Raw genomic sequence first — 16,186 nt, forward strand, 5'->3', positions numbered from 1 at the left:
ATCACTCTCCGTCGTAGCTGATGAGGTGGCACAGGGCCGGTCGGGTGCCCGCCGCGAGCTGCGCCATGACCTCGGGCAGCCGGTCGAACGGCGACTCGCCGGTGCACAGCGCGTCGAAGGCCGGGTCTCGCAGCAGGTCCAGGGCCAGGGCGAGCCGGTCGGTGTAGGTGCGGCGGGCGGCGCGGGCGGGGGAGACGGTGCCGACCTGGCTGGCCCGGATGCTCAGCCGGCCGGAGTGGAACGCCCCGCCGAGCCGGAGGCCGACCTCGCGGTCGCCGTACCAGCTCAGCTCGGTGACGGTGCCCTCCGGGGCGAGCAGGTCGAGGCTGGTCTGCAGCCCGGCGGCGGTGGCGCTGGCGTGGAAGACCAGGTCGCGGCCGCCGTCGGCGTGCTCGGGCGGGGCGTGGCCGACGCCCAGGGCGGCCGCCGTCGCGGCGCGCGCCGGGTCGGGGTCGACCAGCTGCACCGACACCCCGGGAACGCGGGCGGCCAGCGCGGCGACGCAGCAGCCGACCATGCCCGCGCCGACGACGCTGATCCGGTCGCCGATCAGCGGTGCGGCGTCCCACAGGGCGTTCACGGCCGTCTCGACCGTGCCCGCCAGCACCGCCCGCCGCGCGGGCACGCCGGTCGGGACGGGCACCACGGCCGTGGCGGGCACGACGTACCGGGTCTGGTGCGGGTACAGGCAGAAGACGGTGCGTCCCAGCAGCTCGGCGGGGCCCTGCTCGACCACGCCGACGTTCAGGTAGCCGTACTTGACCGGGGCGGGGAAGTCGCCGTCCTGGAACGGCGCCCGCATCACCGAGTACTGGCTCGCCGGGACGTGTCCACCGAAGACCAGGGTCTCGGTGCCGCGGCTGACGCCGGTGTGGAGGGTGCGCACCAGCACGTCGCCGGGGCCGGGCGCGGGCAGCGCCACGTCGCGGATCTCGGCCGCGCCGGGCCCGGTGATCCAGTACGCGCGCGCGTAGGATGCCATCGACACCCCCTTTCGTACTGGTCGAAGTGGAACCCTATCCGGAGGTGCGGTGCCCCCGCAGGTGATCCCAGGTCCGCTCGCGGGTCTGCTCGGCCAGTCGGTGCTCCTGGCGGTGCTGGAGGCCGGGGTCGGGCTGGGCGCGGCCGGCTGGACCTTCGGCCTGGCGTACGCGCTGGCGCTGTGCGTGCTGCTCGGCCGGGCCATGCGGCATACCGGCACCGTCGCCCTCGGACCGGCCGACACGGTCACCCTGTCCCGGGCGGTGCTGGTCGGCGGGGTGACCGCGCTGACCGCGGAGTCGCTGGCCCGCCCCGTCCCGGTGGCGCCGCTGCTGGTGCTGACCGTGGTGGCGCTGGTGCTGGACGCGGTCGACGGCCTGGTCGCCCGGCGCACCGGCACCGGGTCGGCGTTCGGCGCCCGCTTCGACATGGAGACCGACGCCTGGCTGATCGCGGTCCTCAGCGTGTACGCGGCACCGGTCTACGGGGCGTGGGTGCTGTGCATCGGCGCGATGCGCTACGCGTACGTCGCGGTGAGCTGGGTGCAGCCGTGGCTGCGCGGGCAGCTGTTCCCGCGGTACTGGCGCAAGGTCGTCGCCGCGGTCCAGGGCATCGTGCTGGCGGTCGCCGCCGCCGACGTGCTGCCCCGGCCGCTGGTCCTGCTGGCCCTGCTCGCGGCCCTGGCCCTGCTGACGGAGTCCTTCGGCCGCGACGTGATCTGGCTCTGGCAGCGCCGCCCGGCGACCGGGCTCCCGCGGGCGCCCGCCGCCGCGCGCGCCCGCCGGTAGGGGCGTTGGTGCAGTTTCGGGGAAAGTGTTGGAATCCGGGTCAAGATTCGTGCACTTTCCCCGAAACTGCACCTCACGACGCGGCGCGCAGGCGGGCGTAGACGTCGCCGGAGCGGTTGCCCGGGCGGTACCGGTCGAGTAGGCGCAGCAGGCCGGTCGCGTCGAGCCAGTCGGGGGACGCGAAGCGCATCGTCTCGATCGGGGCGTAGTTGTAGACGTACCCGTCAGCCTGCGCACCGAGCCGTTCGACCAGGTCGAGCGCTTCGAGCATGGCGTCGTGGGCCTGGGGCAGGTACTCGAAGGACAGGCCGCGCAGCGGGCGGCTCAGCCCGCGCAGCACGTCGGCCTCGAAACCCTCCACATCGATCTTGCAGAAGGCGGGCTCGCCGTGCGCGGCGATCAGCTCGTCGAGAGTGGTCACCGGCACCTCGATGGTGCGGTCCCAGCGGACCGCGGCGAAGCTGGCGTCGGTGGTGACGGTCTCGATCCAGTCGCGCGACAGCGTGGACACGGTCGGGGTGGCCGAGGACAGGGCCAGCGCGGCATGCCCGGCCTGCGCGCCGACCGCGACCGGCAGCACGGTCACGCCGGGGTCCCGGCCGAACAGCAGCCGCAGCACGCGCAGGCAGTCGGGCTGCGGTTCGATCGCGAGCACCCGCGCGCCCAGGCGCCGCCAGGGCCGCACCCTGCTGCCGACGTGGGCGCCGATGTCGAAGGCGAGTTCGCCGGGTGCCAGGAACTGGGCGTAGAAGCGGCGCATGCGGCGGTGGCGGCCCGGGATGCCGTGGTACATGGCGAGCGAGCGGGTCAGACCCCAGGCGCGGGCGAGCATGGGCCGACTCTAATCGCCTTGCGTCCATTGAGCAGGGACGGCTGGCCGTTCGGCGCAATCGATGTGCCTGGAATGTTGACGCCCCGGTAGCACGTCTGTAACGTTGGCCCCAACACAATGCAAGATTTCGACAAAGACATGCATGTTTTTGTCGTCCACATGTGCAAGTAGTCGGGACGATCGATGTCCAGGCGGCACATGGCGCACCAACCGCCCGGTTCCGCTCGCCGTCGCGGCTCACCGGCCCCGTGCCGGTCCTGCCCCCGCGTTGGTGGTCCTCCGCCATACGCGGATACGTCCCCTCAGCGACAAGGACCGTGATGAGACGAATCAATCCGATCAGGGCGCTGGCGGCCACTGCCGCGGCCGCCCTGGTCGCCTCCGGGGTATGGGCCGGCGTGGCCCACGCCGCCGGCGGCCCCAACCTCTCCCTCGGCAAGAGCGCCAGTGCCAGCTCCAGCAACGGCGCCTACACCCCCGGCAACCTCAACGACGGCAACCAGGCGTCCTACTGGGAGAGCAGCGGCTCGCTGCCGCAGTGGGCGCAGGTCGACCTCGGTGCCGCCACCAGCGTCGACCAGGTGGTGCTGAAGCTGCCCACGAGCTGGGGCACCCGCACCCAGACGCTGTCCGTGCAGGGCAGCACCACCGGGTCGAGCTTCACCGACCTGAAGGCCTCGGCTGGCTACTCCTTCACCGCGGGCACCAACTCGGTGACGATCAACTTCACCGCCGCCTCGGTCCGCTACGTGCGCGTGAACATCAGCGCCAACACCGGCTGGACGGCCGCGCAGCTGTCCGAGCTGGAGGTGTACGGCGCCGCCGGCGGCTCCGGCAACCTGGCCCAGGGCCGCCCGACCACCGAGAGCGGCCACGCCGACGTCTACGGCGCCGGCAACACCGTCGACGGCAACCAGGGCTCGTACTGGGAGAGCGTCAACAACGCGTGGCCGCAGTGGGTGACCGTCGACCTCGGCGCCGCCACCGCGGTCAACCGCGTCGTGCTGAAGCTGCCCGCCAGCTGGGGCACCCGCACCCAGACGCTGTCCGTGCAGGGCAGCACCACCGGGTCGAGCTTCACCAACCTGGCCGCCTCGGCGACGTACACGTTCAACCCGGCGGTGGCCGCGAACTCGGTGACGGTCAACTTCACCCAGGCGAGCACCCGGTACGTGCGGGTCAACTTCACCGCCAACAGCGCGTGGCCCGCGGGCCAGCTGTCGGAGCTTGAGGTGTACGGCCCCGGCACGGTCACCGACACCACCGCCCCGAGCGTGCCCGGCACCCTGAGCCAGAGCACCTCCGGCACGACCATCACCCTGAACTGGGGCGCGTCGACCGACAACGCGGGCGGCAGCGGCCTGGCCGGGTACGAGGTCTACCGCAACGGCGCCCTGGCCGCCACGGTCGGCCAGGTCACCACGTGGGCCGACACCCAGCCGGCCACGGCGACGGTGTCGTACTACGTGAAGGCGCGCGACAACGCGGGCAACACCTCGGCCGCCGGTAACACGGTCACCCGTACCGGCACCAGCACCGACACCACCGCCCCGAGCGTGCCCGGCACGCTCAGCCTGTCCGCCTCGGGCACCACGCTGACCCTGAACTGGGGCGCGTCGACCGACAACGCGGGCGGCAGCGGCCTGGCCGGGTACGAGGTCTACCGCAACAACGCCCTGGCCGCCACGGTCGGCACGGTCACCTCGTGGAGCGACACCCAGCCGCTGACGGCGAACGTGTCCTACTACGTGAAGGCGCGCGACAACGCGGGCAACGTGTCGGCGGCGGGCAACACCGTCACCCGCAACGGCGACACCACCGCCCCGTCGGTCCCGACGAACCTGGCCGTCAGCACCTCGGGCAGCACCATCACGCTGACCTGGACCGCCTCCACCGACTCGGGCTCCGGCCTGGCCGGGTACGACGTGTTCCGCGACGGCAACTACGTCACCAACATCGGCGCGGTCACCTCGTGGCAGGACACCCAGGCCGTGACGACCACCGTGTCGTACTTCCTGCGGGCGCGCGACGTCGCGGGCAACACCTCCGCGAACAGCTCCACGGTGACCCGCACCGGCACCGGTAACCCCGGCTGCACCAACGTGGCCGCGGGCAAGACCGCGACCGCCAACGGCTCGACGTTCTCGTTCCTGCCGGCCAACGCGGTCGACGGCAACCTCACCACCTACTGGGAGGGCGCGGGCCTGCCGGCGACGCTGACCGTGGCGCTGGGCGCCAACCACAGCGTCACCCAGGTCAACGTGAAGCTGAACCCGGACCCGGCGTGGGGCACCCGTACCCAGAACATCGAGGTCCTCGGCCGCGACCAGGCCGCGACCACCTACACCACGATCAAGGCCGCCGCGAACTACCAGTTCACGCAGGGCAGCAACGTGGTCAACATCCCGGTGTCGGCGACCACCGCCGACGTCCAGCTGAAGATCACCTCCAACAACGGCGCCCCCTCGGGCCAGGTGGCGGAGTTCGAGGTCTGCGGCACCCCGGCGCCCAACGCCGACCTGGCCGTCGGCAACGTGTCGTTCAGCCCCTCGGCGCCGACCGAGGCCAGCAACGTCACCCTGAGCGCCACCGTCAGCAACGTCGGTGAGCTCGCCTCGACCGCGACCACGCTCAACTTCTACCTGGACGGCGTGCTCAAGGCGACCGCCAACGTCGGCCCGATCGGGGCGGGCAGCTCGCTGCCGGTCTCGACCGCGATCGGCAACCTGCCGCAGGGCACCTTCGCGCTGTCGGCCAAGGTCGACCCGTCCAACACGGTGATCGAGAAGAGCGAGGCCAACAACTCGGCCAACGCCGCGTCGCCGCTGACCGTCACCCAGGCCCCCGGCCCGGACCTGCTGGTCACCGGTATCGCCTCCACCCCGGCCAACCCGGCCGTGGGCGCGGCGGTCAGCTTCACCGTGTCGGTGAAGAACCGCGGCATCGACCCGGCGGGCGCCTCGACCACCCGCGTGGTCGTCGGCTCCACCACCCTGAACACCAGCACCGGCACCATCGCCGCGGGCGCCACGGCCACCGTCGCGATCACCGGCACCTGGACCGCGACCAGCGGCGGGGCGACCATCACCGCCACCGCCGACGCCGCCAACACCGTCGCCGAGACCAACGAGACCAACAACTCGCTGTCCCAGGCGATCGTGGTGGGCCGCGGCGCCGCCACCCCGTTCACCTCGTACGAGGCCGAGGCGGGCACCTACCAGGGCACCCTGCTGCAGGCCGACGCGCTGCGCACCTTCGGGCACACCAACTTCGGCACCGAGTCCTCGGGCCGCAAGTCGGTGCGCCTGGACAGCCAGGGCCAGTACGTGCAGATCACCTCGACCGTGCCCACCAACTCGATCGTGGTGCGCAACTCGGTCCCGGACTCCGCCTCCGGCGGCGGCCAGGACTACACCATCAGCCTCTACGCCAACGACGTCTTCGTGCAGAAGCTCACGCTGTCGTCGCGCAACAGCTGGCTGTACGGCACCACCGACGACACCGAGTCGCTGTCGAACACGCCGCAGGCCAACGCCCGCCGCCTGTTCGACGAGACCTCGGCGCTGCTGCCGACCTCCTACCCGGTCGGTACCCGCTTCAAGCTCCAGCGCGACAGCGGTGACAACGCCTCCTTCTACATCATCGACCTCATCGACCTGGAGCAGGTGGCACCCGCGCTGACCAAGCCGGCCGAGTGCACCTCGATCACCAGCTACGGCGCGGTGGCCAACGACGGCGTCGACGACACCGCCGCGATCCAGCGGGCCGTCACCGACGACGAGAACGGCGTGATCAGCTGCGTCTGGATCCCGGCCGGCCAGTGGCGCCAGGAGCAGAAGATCCTGTCGCCGGACCCGACCCGGGGCCAGTACAACCAGAAGGGCATCAGCAACGCCGTCATCCGCGGCGCCGGCATGTGGTACACGAAGCTGTACACCAACACCGAGCCGCAGAACGTGGTGGGCAACATCAACCACCCGCACGAGGGCAACGTCGGCTTCGAGATCGAGACCAACACCCAGATCTCGGACCTGGCCATCTTCGGTATGACCACCAACCGCGCCAACCGGGGCCACGGCCTCAACGGCCGGTTCGGCCAGAACTCGAAGTTCACCAACATCTGGATCGAGCACGTCAACGTCGGCGCCTGGGTCGGCCGTGACTACTCGGACACGCCCGCCTACTGGAACCCGGGCAACAACCTGGACTTCACCGGCATGCGCATCCGGGACACGTTCGCCGACGGCATCAACTTCTCCAACGGCACCCGCAACTCCCGCGTGTTCAACTCGTCCTTCCGGACCACCGGTGACGACTCGCTCGCGGTGTGGGCCAACCCGTTCGTGAAGGACCAGAACGTCGACATCGCGCACGACAACCACTTCACCAACAACACGGTGGCGCTGCCCTGGCGCGCCAACGGCGTCGCGATCTACGGCGGCTACGGCAACGCGATCGAGAACAACCTCATCTACGACACGATGAACTACCCGGCGATCATGCTGGCGACCGACCACAGCCCGCTGCCGTTCTCCGGCACCACCACGATCTCCAACAACGGGATCTATCGCGGCGGCGGCGTGTTCTGGAACGAGGCCCAGGAGTTCGGCGCGATCACGCTGTTCGCCTCGGGCAAGGACATCGTGGGCGCCGTCATCAAGGACACCGACATCTACGACTCCACCTACGACGGCATCCAGTTCAAGACCGGCGGCGGCAGCATGCCGAACGTGGTCGTCACCAACGTGAAGATCGACAAGTCGAACAACGGCGCGGGCATCCTGGCGATGAGCGGCGCTCGCGGCAACGCGACGCTGACCAACGTCACGATCACCAACTCCGCCGACGGCAACATCCTCATCCAGCCCGGTTCCCAGTTCACCATCACCGGCAGCTGAGGTAGCACGACGGCTGCGGCCGACAGCGGTGCCCCCGGCGCGAGCGCCGGGGGCACCGCCCGTTTCACGCCTGGCCCCAGACCTGCACCTGGTGATCGAACCAGGCGAGATCGCCGTCGCTCACCCGCTCGCGCCGCCACTCCATCCAGTCCTGGTTCCCCTTGTGCTTCTTGATCTCGGAGATCAGGTCCCGCTTCCCGAACTCGTCGAGCGACCCCGGCGCGTACACGGACAGGATCTTGTTATGGTTGCCCGCCGTGGTGGTGTTCGTGACGCCGAACGTTCCCGTCGCCGCCATCGTGTCCCCGTCGGGGACCGTCACGGTCGTCTCGGGCGTCGTGGACTTCTGGCCGTTGGCGATCACGTAGATGTGGAACGTGCCCAGGTCGCTCACCTTCGGGGCGATCAGGGTCAGCCGGCTGTCGCTGATCACCTTGAAACTCTGCGCGTCGTACTCCTTGAGGTTCTGATCTCGGAAGTAGACCCTGCTGGCACCTTTGAATCCTGAGCCCTCGACGGTGACCTCGTTGCCACCGCTGCGATAGAACTCGCCGCAGCTCAAGCCGGTGACTGTGGGCATGGTTCAACACCTCTCTCGCATCGGTTTACCTTGGCCATATTTTGGCAGCGTTGACGAGGTTACCGACCGGTTTGGAGCAACTCGCGGCATCGCTCCCCTCCACCCCGGCGGCAAGATCAGTGCAGTTTCGGGAAAACTGCACGAATCGCGGCCAAGATTCCAGCACTTTCCCCGGAAAGTGCACCGATCTTGGGGCGGCCCGCCGCCCGAGTGCGGGCGGCGGGCGCATGGGCGTCAGGCGCCCGCGACCTCCAGGGCGTAGACGCGGGTGACCGCGTCAGCGGTCTGGGACGGGGTCTGGACGGTCAGGCGGATGTGGCGGGCGGTGGTGTTGACCGGGTGCGTCGTCACGCCGTCGGCGTTGGCGGTCACGGTGACCAGGGTGGTCCAGGTGGTGCCGTCGGAGCTGCCCTCGATCCGGAACGCCTTCGTGTTCAGTGCGAGGATCTCGCCGCCCGCCGAGGCGTGGCGGACCACGAACCGGCGCACGGTACGCGCCGAGCCGAGGTCGACCTGCAGCGAGGCGCCCGCGACGGCGCTGCACCACTTGCTGTTGCCGCTGACCACGCCGTCGGTGGCCCTGGCCGGTGCCTCGGCGGCCACGCACGCGGTGCTGCCCGTGGTGGGCCTGCCCAGCGCCAGGTCGGCGCCGGGGTAGGTGCCGCCCTCGTCGGACAGGGTCAGGTCGTCGAGGTAACCGCGGAAGGCGCCGGTGCCGGTGGGCCGGTCGAAGCCGAGGTCGACCCGGGTGACGGTGCGTCCGGCCAGCGCCCCGAGGTTGACCCGGACCAGGTTCCACTGGTTGACGACCAGGTGCCCGCCCTCGCCCTGGAACTGCGGGTGGGCGCGTACGCCGTACTGGTCGGCGGCGCCGCTGTCGCGCAGGGCCGAACCGTCGCTGAACTGCAGGTCGACGCCGACGAAGGTGCCGTTGGCCTGCTGCGGGTAGATCCAGTACGACAGCACGCTGCGCGAGGTCAGCGGCAGATCGGCGGCGAAGATGCGGGCGTACGAGTACGACTGCGTCGCCGAGTTGTCCGACCCTGAGTACATCAGCGCCCCGGCCCCGCTGTGCCCCAGCTCGGTCCGGGTGGACGCCTCCATCGCCGTCAGCGCGCAGCAGTAGCCGCCCACGTTGACCGCTGCCGCGATGCTGTCGCGCCAGGTGGGGGCGGTGTCGGCAGCCTCGAACGCGGTCGACAGCAGCGGGTGGTCGCGCCCGTCGCCGAGTACCGGCTCCAGCGCGCTGTACCAGCGCACCGCCATCCGGGCGTACCCGGCGTCGTTGGGGTGCAGCGTGTCGGCCAGGTCGGCCGAGCCGAGCACGGACAGGTCGACCAGCCTGGCCCGCGCGCCCCGGGCGGAGACGATCCCCGGCACGGCCGCGTTGAAGGTGTTGATCCGGGCCTGGATGGTCGCGTCCAGCGCGGGCACGATCTTGGCGATCAGCACGGTGGCGGTGGGCCGGGCGGCCAGGATCTGGTCGATGAGCGAGCCCAGCCGCGCGGGCGCGTTGGCGGTGTCGTAGTTCTGGTTCATGTCGTTGGTGCCGATGTGCAGCAGCACCACGTCGGGCTGGTACGTGCTGAGCCAGCCGGTGGCGCTGGCGGCGATCTGGTCGATGCGCCAGCCGGAGTGGCCCTCGTTGTCGGTGTCGGGCAGGCTGCCGGTCTGCTGCGAGCCGACGAAGTCGACGGCGTACCCGGCGTGGTTGACCAGGCGCTGCCACAGCGCGGCGCGGTAGCTGGAGCGGGTGGGGCTGCCCTCGCCCCAGGTGATCGAGTCGCCGAGCGGCATGATCCGGATCGGGCGGGTGGGGACGGCGGCCTGCGCGGGGGCGGCGGGCAGGATCGCCGCGGACAGCAGCGCGGTCAGCAGCGTGACCAGCAACGTGGCCAGGCGGGCGGCGATGCGGGGGACGGGTTGCACGGAAGACCTCCGGGACGGGGGAGGCGGCTGCCGAAAGACCGCCAGAGCGGGTGCTGCCGTCCAGCTTGGACACCATATGCAACCTTGTCAATGAATTCTGACAACGTTGCCAATCGGCGGAGCTCGGGAGGGAGTCGCGATGCGGACAGGGCGGCCCGTACCCGATACGCTCTGTCGGGGCTGACGGTAGGTCGCCGAATAAGGTTATAGTGTCCGGAGAGCGCTCTCCCGGCGACGCGGGCGGGGGCTGCCGTGGACCGTGCGCCGGGAACGCCCCACTCGGGCGTTCATGAAAGGACCTACCCCGTGAACTCCCCGCTGCCCTACCTCGACCCCGACCTGCCCACCGCCGACCGCGTCGCCGACCTGCTGGGGCGGATGACCCTGGCCGAGAAGGCCGGGCAGATGCTGCAACTGGCCGCTCGCGACGGCGTCCGCCACATCGTCGAGGACCTGCACACCGGCTCGATCCTGCACGCCTCGCCCGACCACCTCCGCGAGGCCACCAGGCTGGCCGCCGACTCCCGGCTGGGCATTCCGCTGCTGGTAGCCGAGGACTGCATCCACGGCCACTCGTTCCACATCGGCGCCACCATCTTCCCGACCCAGCTCGGCATGGCCGCCACCTGGGACCCGGACCTGGTCGAGCGGGCCGCCCGCGCGACCGCGGTGGAAGTCGCCGCCACCGGCATCCACTGGACCTTCTCCCCGGTCCTGTGCATCGCCCGCGACCTGCGCTGGGGCCGGGTCAGCGAGACCTTCGGCGAGGACCCGTTCCTGATCGGCGAGCTGGCCTCGGCGATGGTGCGCGGCTACCAGGGCGACGGCCTGCACGACCCGACCGCGATCCTGGCCTGCGCCAAGCACTTCGCCGGCTACTCCGAGACCCAGGGCGGGCGCGACGCCAGCGAGGCCGACATCTCGCGGCGCAAGCTGCGCTCGTGGTTCCTGCCGCCGTTCGAGCGGGTCGCCCGCGAGGGCTGCCGCACCTTCATGCTCGGCTACCAGTCCATGGACGGCGTGCCGATCACCATCAACAACTGGCTGCTCAACGAGGTGCTGCGCGGCGAGTGGGGGTACACCGGCACGCTGGTCACCGACTGGGACAACGTCGGCCGGATGGTGTGGGAGCAGAAGGTCGCCGCCGACGCCACCGAGGCGGCGGCGCTGGCCGTGCGCGCGGGCAACGACATGGTGATGACCACGCCGGACTTCTTCGAGGGCGCGCAGGACGCGGTCGCCAAGGGGATGCTGGAGGAGGCCGACCTGGACGCGGCGGTCAGCCGCATCCTCACCCTCAAGTTCGACCTGGGCCTGTTCGAGAACCCGCGCCTGCCCGACGTGGCCCGCCAGGCCGAGGTCATCGCCAGCGCCGCCCACACCGAGCTGAACCTGGAGGTGGCGCGCCGGTCGCTGGTGCTGCTGACCAACGACGGCACCCTCCCGCTCGCCGGCGGCCTGACCGCCGACGCCACCGGCCGCGCCACCGGCGACGGCACCGCCCGCACCGTCGCGCTGATCGGCCCGAACGCCGACGACCCGCACACCACGCTCGGCGACTGGGCCGGGGCCTCCGGCCAGGCCGAGTGGCTGCCCGACGGCCACCCGCGCGAGATGATCTCGACGGTGCTGGACGGGTTCCGCGCGCACGTGCCCGCCGACTGGACCGTCGCGCACGCCCGGGGTGCGGAGATCCTGACCACCGGCCCCGACCCGGAGGGCCCGTACTTCCCGGACGGCCAGCCCCGCCCCGACATCGCCGTCCCGGCCGAGCCCGACGCCGCGATGATCGCCGAGGCGGTGGCGGCGGCCGAGTCCGCCGACTACGTCGTGGCCGTGGTGGGCGACCGGATCGAGCTGGTCGGCGAGACCAAGTCCACGGCGACGCTGGAGCTGGTGGGCGGGCAGGTGGCGCTGCTGGACGCGCTCGCCGCGACGGGCAGGCCGCTGGTCGTGGTGCTGGTCAGCTCCAAGCCGCTGGTGCTGCCGCCCTCGGCCCACAACGCCGCCGCGATCGTGTACGCGTTCAACCCGGGCATGCGCGGCGGCCAGGCTGTCGCCGAACTCGTGCTCGGCCTGGTCGAGCCGACCGGCCGCCTGCCCATCTCGTTCGCCCGCCACGCCGGCCAGCAGCCGACGTACTACAACCAGATCCGGGGCCAGCACGGCACCCGCTACGCCGACCTCACCCAGGCACCGGCGTTCGTGTTCGGCGAGGGCCTGAGCTACAGCACCGTCGAGTACGCCGACCTGCACGTGCTCACCCCCGAGGTGCGCCCGGAGGACACGGTGCGGGCCCGGGTGATCGTGCGCAACAGCGGCACCCGGCCGGTCACCGAGACCGTCCAGGTGTACGTCACCGACACGATCACGTCGGTGACCTGGGCGGAGAAGGAGCTCAAGACGTTCCGGCAGGTCGTGCTCGCCCCCGGTGAGGCCCGCACGGTCGACCTGGAGCTGCCCGCCGCCGCCTGCACGCTGGTCGACTCGGCCGGTCGCCGGGTCGTCGAGCCGGGCGCGTTCGAACTGCTCGTCGGCCCGTCCTCGCGCGAGTCCGACCTGCTGCGCGCGGGCTTCACCGTCTTCGCGGGCTGAAACGGGGGCGCCGCGGGCCGCCGGTCGCGGCCCGCGGCGTCACAGCCCGCCGACGGCGGGAACAGGTACCTGCCGCAGCGGCCACACCTCAGGTGGTGTGGGTACACCGGATGAGGTGTGACCGCGTACGGGTGATGTCCCGGTCAGCCCAGGACGCGCAGCTCGTAGACGCGGGTCGCGCCGTCGGTGGTCTGGGTCGGGGTCTGCACGGTGAGGCGGACGTACCGGCCGGTCGCGGTCACCTGGTGCGCGGTGTTGGCGGCCGTGTTGTTGGTGATCGCCACGATCGGCGTCCAGGTGGTGCCGTCGGTCGACACGTCGATCGTGTAGGCCTTCGTGTTGTAGGTCGCGGGCTCGCCGCCCGCCTCGGCGTGCGCGATCTCGAACCGGCTGATGCTGCGGACCGAGCCGAGGTCGACCCGGATCCAGGCCCCGGCCACCCCGGAGCAGAACTTGTCGGAGTTGCCGCCGCTGACGGTGCCGTTGACGGCCTTCTCCGGACCCTCGTTGGCCGCGCAGGCGGTGGTGCTGGTGACGGGCTTGTTCAGGGCCAGGTTCACCGGGCCCGCCGTCGGGGCGTACACCTCGAGCTCGTAGATCCGGGTGGCGGTGTCGGTGGTCTGCGTCGGCGCGCTGACGTTGAGTTTCACGTAGCGGGCCGTCGCGGTGGCGATGGTGTGCGTGGTGACGCCGCTGTTGGCGCCGGTGACGGTCACCGGCGTGGACCAGTTGGCGCCGTCGGTGGACAGCTGGATGGTGAACGCCTTGGTGTCGAAGTCGGCCGACTCGCCGCCAGCGCCCGCGTGCCGGACCACGAAGCTGCCGATCTGCTGGTTGGACCCGAGGTCGACCTGCAGCCAGCTCGGGCCGGTCAGCGAGCAGAACTTGTCGGTGTTGCCGCCGCCCACGCTGCCGTTGACGGCCTTGTCCGGGCCCTCGGTGCTCGCGCACGCGGCGGAGCCGGTCGCGGGCCTGTTGAGGGCCAGGTTGGTGCCCAGGGCGGGCGGATTCGCGTGTACGGCCGAGGGCGGGGCGTCGTTCGCGCCGGTGCCCCAGGTGCCGGGGGTGCCGCTGACGGTGTAGTCCAGCGTGGCGCCCTTGGCGATGTCCGCCTGCGACAGCCACGTCCGGGTGAACCCGGCGCCGTTGCGGGCGGCCGCCGTGATGTACCGGTTGGCGTCGGTGACGCCGGGGGCGTTGACGGTCAGCGTGCCGCCCTGCTGCGTGCCGTACGAGCCGACGGTGACCTTGGCGTACGGGAACTGCGGGGTGGTGACGCCGTAGAAGTTGGCGCCGTTCATCAGCGGGTACAGGCCCAGCGAGGAGAAGACGTACCAGGCGGACATGGTGCCCAGGTCGTCGTTGCCGGTGACGCCGTTAGGCGCGTTGGAGAACAGCGTGAACGCCGAGCGCACCACCGTCGCCGTCTTGTACGGCTGCCCCGTCCACAGGTACGTGTACGGCGCCAGCAGGTCCGGCTCGTTGTTCGGGTTGTAGGTCATGAAGCTGTAGTAGTCGTAGGCGCCGTTGACCCACTTGGTGCGGGCGGTGCCCGACGGGTCGGACAGCAGCCCGCTGTAGGCGAAGAACTGGTCCAGCCGCGCGTTGGCGGCCGTCTTCCCGCCCAGCAGCGCGACCAGGCCGTCCGGGTCCTGCGGCACCAGCCACTGGTACTGGTACGCCCCCGCCTCGTGGAACATGTGCGCCCCGTCGGTCGGGCTGTACGACCCCTGCCAGGTCCCGCCCGCGTTGCGCGGCCGGAAGAAGCCGATGGAGGAGTCGAACAGGTTGCGGTAGTTCAGGCCCCGGGCGGCGAACATGTCCGCGTCGGCGGTGTGGCCCAGCGCCCGCGCCATCAGCGACAGCGCGGCGTCGGAGGCGGCGTACTCCAGCGTCGCCGAGGCCGGGTACTGGCAGTCGTGGTCGAACGAGTGGGTGGGGCTGCACGAGGCGCTGGTCGGGATGTAGCCGATGGAGGTGTAGTAGTTGTTGCCGTTGCGGGCGTTGATGCCCAGCCCGGCGCCGGGCACGCCGGTCGCGTTCTTGCGCAGCGCGGTGTAGAACTGCTCCTCGTACCCGTTGAGCAGCCCGCGCGCCCACAGGTCGACCAGGAACGGGCCGACCGGGTCGCCGGTCATGGTGTTGGTCTCGGTGTTGTAGAGCGACCAGCGCGGCAGCCAGCCCAGCTCGCGGTCCACGGCCAGCAGCGAGAGCGCGTAGTCGCGGGCGACCTGCGGCTCCAGCAGCGCGACGAGCTGGTTCTGCGCGCGGTAGGTGTCCCACAGCGAGAACGTCTGGTAGGGCGTGTACCCGGCCGCGGTCCGCGTCACGTTGTCGAAGCCCCGGTAGGAGCCGTCGGTGTCGCCGGACAGGTTCGGGTGCAGCAGCGAGTGGTAGAGCGAGGTGTAGAAGGCGGTCTGGCGGTCGGCCGTACCCCCGTCGACCTCGGCCTTGTGCAGCTTGGCGTTCCAGGTGTCGTGCGCGGCCTGCTTGACGGTGTCGAAGTTGAACCCGGCCGAGGCGGTCTCGGCGGCGAGGTTGTTGCGCGCGCCCGCGATCCCCGTGTACGACAGCCCGACCTTCAGCGTGACCGTCCGGTCGGTGCTGGTGTCGAACCGCACCCAGCCGCCGGTGGAGGCGCTGCCGGTGGAGGCGCGGCTGCCGCTGGTGAACGTGCCGCCCGACCAGGTCCCGAACGAGGCGAACGGGCGGCTGAACTTCGCCGAGAAGTAGACGGTGTGCGCGGGGGAGGTGTTGCAGAAGCCGCTCTCGGTCACCGAGCCCTCGACGGTGTCGCTGCCCACGATGGACACCGAGGAGCTGTTGGCCCCGCCGTTGCCGCCCTTGACCTCGGAGGTGTTGAACAGGACGTTGGCCTGGGTGCTGGCCGGGAAGGTGTACCGGTGCCAGCCGGTGCGCAGCGTGGCGGTCAGCTCGGCGGTGACCCCGTTGGGCATGCCGACCCGGTAGAACCCGGCGGTGGCCTGCTCCTGGGCGTGGTTGAGGGTCTGGCCGTAGGTGTTGGGCTCGTTGGAGTTGACCGCGCCGACGGTCGGCATCACCGACACCTCGGTGGCCGAGCCGCAGCCGACGCCGGACAGGTGGGTGTGCGAGAAGCCGCGGATCTTGGTCTGGTCGTAGTTGTACCCGGTGCCCCAGCCGGTGTCCGGGCTGAGCTGCACCATGCCGAAGGGCAGGGCCGCACCGGGGAAGGTGTTGCCCTCCTTCTGGGTGCCGATCAGCGGGTTGACCAGCGGGGTCAGGTCGGCGGGCACGGCGGCGTGCGCGGGCGCGGCGGCGAGCCCGGCGGTCAGTAGTGCGGCGACCAGGGAGAGGGCCGAGGCCGCGGCGAGCGGCCTGGGTGAAAGGGGTGGCATGACATGCTCCTTTGCCGGCGGACAACGTTGTCATGTTTCGGCAAAGTTTCACGGCCTTCGATGAGCGTGTCAAGGTCCGGGTCAGCCGGGCATTGCGCCGCAGGACTTCTGAAAGTTCCATGCCGGACACCGCGCTGCCGGGCCGTCATGGATCGAGATATTGCGAACGCGTTACCGGCGCCTTAAGCTCCGTCCCGTGGGAGCGC

8 protein-coding genes are annotated in these 16,186 nt (G+C 71.0%); 3 read left to right on the forward strand and 5 right to left on the reverse strand.

The annotated features are described in order from the left end of the window. Position 1: 1 nt before the first annotated feature. Positions 2 to 982, reverse strand: a complete 981-nt coding sequence (locus tag QEZ54_RS14745) for a dehydrogenase (RefSeq protein ID WP_281305150.1) — start codon at positions 980 to 982, stop codon at positions 2 to 4. A 49-nt stretch (positions 983 to 1,031) separates the two neighbouring features. Here QEZ54_RS14745 and QEZ54_RS14750 point away from each other — a divergent pair, with 49 nt between their 5' ends. Beyond that, a complete protein-coding gene (locus QEZ54_RS14750) occupies positions 1,032 to 1,769 on the forward strand; it encodes a CDP-alcohol phosphatidyltransferase family protein (RefSeq protein WP_281305151.1) in 738 nt (245 codons plus the stop codon). Positions 1,770 to 1,842: 73 nt separating this feature from the next. On the opposite strand, the gene QEZ54_RS14755 is transcribed toward QEZ54_RS14750, so the two are convergent. Further along, entirely contained in the window at positions 1,843 to 2,601 is a 759-nt protein-coding gene (locus tag QEZ54_RS14755; RefSeq protein WP_281305152.1) for an FkbM family methyltransferase, read from the reverse strand. A 320-nt stretch (positions 2,602 to 2,921) separates the two neighbouring features. Here QEZ54_RS14755 and QEZ54_RS14760 point away from each other — a divergent pair, with 320 nt between their 5' ends. Beyond that, positions 2,922 to 7,499: a discoidin domain-containing protein gene (locus tag QEZ54_RS14760; RefSeq protein ID WP_281305153.1), complete on the forward strand. Its 4,578-nt coding sequence runs from the start codon at positions 2,922 to 2,924 to the stop codon at positions 7,497 to 7,499. 64 nt (positions 7,500 to 7,563) lie between these two features. Here QEZ54_RS14760 and QEZ54_RS14765 read toward each other — a convergent pair whose 3' ends face one another. After that, a complete protein-coding gene (locus tag QEZ54_RS14765; protein WP_281305154.1) occupies positions 7,564 to 8,079 on the reverse strand; it encodes an IPT/TIG domain-containing protein in 516 nt (171 codons plus the stop codon). A gap of 234 nt (positions 8,080 to 8,313) precedes the next feature. Further along, positions 8,314 to 10,008, reverse strand: coding sequence for a GDSL-type esterase/lipase family protein (locus QEZ54_RS14770; RefSeq protein WP_281305155.1), 1,695 nt, complete (start codon positions 10,006 to 10,008; stop codon positions 8,314 to 8,316). Between the two features lie 306 nt (positions 10,009 to 10,314). On the opposite strand from QEZ54_RS14770, the gene QEZ54_RS14775 reads away from it, so the two are divergent. Next, a complete protein-coding gene (locus tag QEZ54_RS14775; RefSeq protein ID WP_281305156.1) occupies positions 10,315 to 12,603 on the forward strand; it encodes a glycoside hydrolase family 3 N-terminal domain-containing protein in 2,289 nt (762 codons plus the stop codon). A gap of 143 nt (positions 12,604 to 12,746) precedes the next feature. On the opposite strand, the gene QEZ54_RS14780 is transcribed toward QEZ54_RS14775, so the two are convergent. Next, positions 12,747 to 15,980, reverse strand: coding sequence for a GH92 family glycosyl hydrolase (locus QEZ54_RS14780; protein WP_281305157.1), 3,234 nt, complete (start codon positions 15,978 to 15,980; stop codon positions 12,747 to 12,749). Positions 15,981 to 16,186 lie beyond the last annotated feature (206 nt).

The organism is Catellatospora sp. KI3 (genome assembly GCF_029948125.1).
In the GTDB taxonomy this organism is placed as follows: Bacteria; Actinomycetota; Actinomycetes; order Mycobacteriales; family Micromonosporaceae; genus Catellatospora.

Excerpts from the sequence above, each read along its gene's own strand:
- QEZ54_RS14780 (WP_281305157.1), bottom strand. The coding sequence starts at position 15,980 with ATGCCACCCCTTTCACCCAGGCCGCTCGCCGCGGCCTCGGCCCTCTCC.
- QEZ54_RS14745 (WP_281305150.1), bottom strand. The coding sequence starts at position 982 with ATGGCATCCTACGCGCGCGCGTACTGGATCACCGGGCCCGGCGCGGCC.
- QEZ54_RS14765 (WP_281305154.1), bottom strand. The coding sequence starts at position 8,079 with ATGCCCACAGTCACCGGCTTGAGCTGCGGCGAGTTCTATCGCAGCGGT.
- QEZ54_RS14755 (WP_281305152.1), bottom strand. The coding sequence starts at position 2,601 with ATGCTCGCCCGCGCCTGGGGTCTGACCCGCTCGCTCGCCATGTACCAC.
- QEZ54_RS14760 (WP_281305153.1), top strand. The coding sequence starts at position 2,922 with ATGAGACGAATCAATCCGATCAGGGCGCTGGCGGCCACTGCCGCGGCC.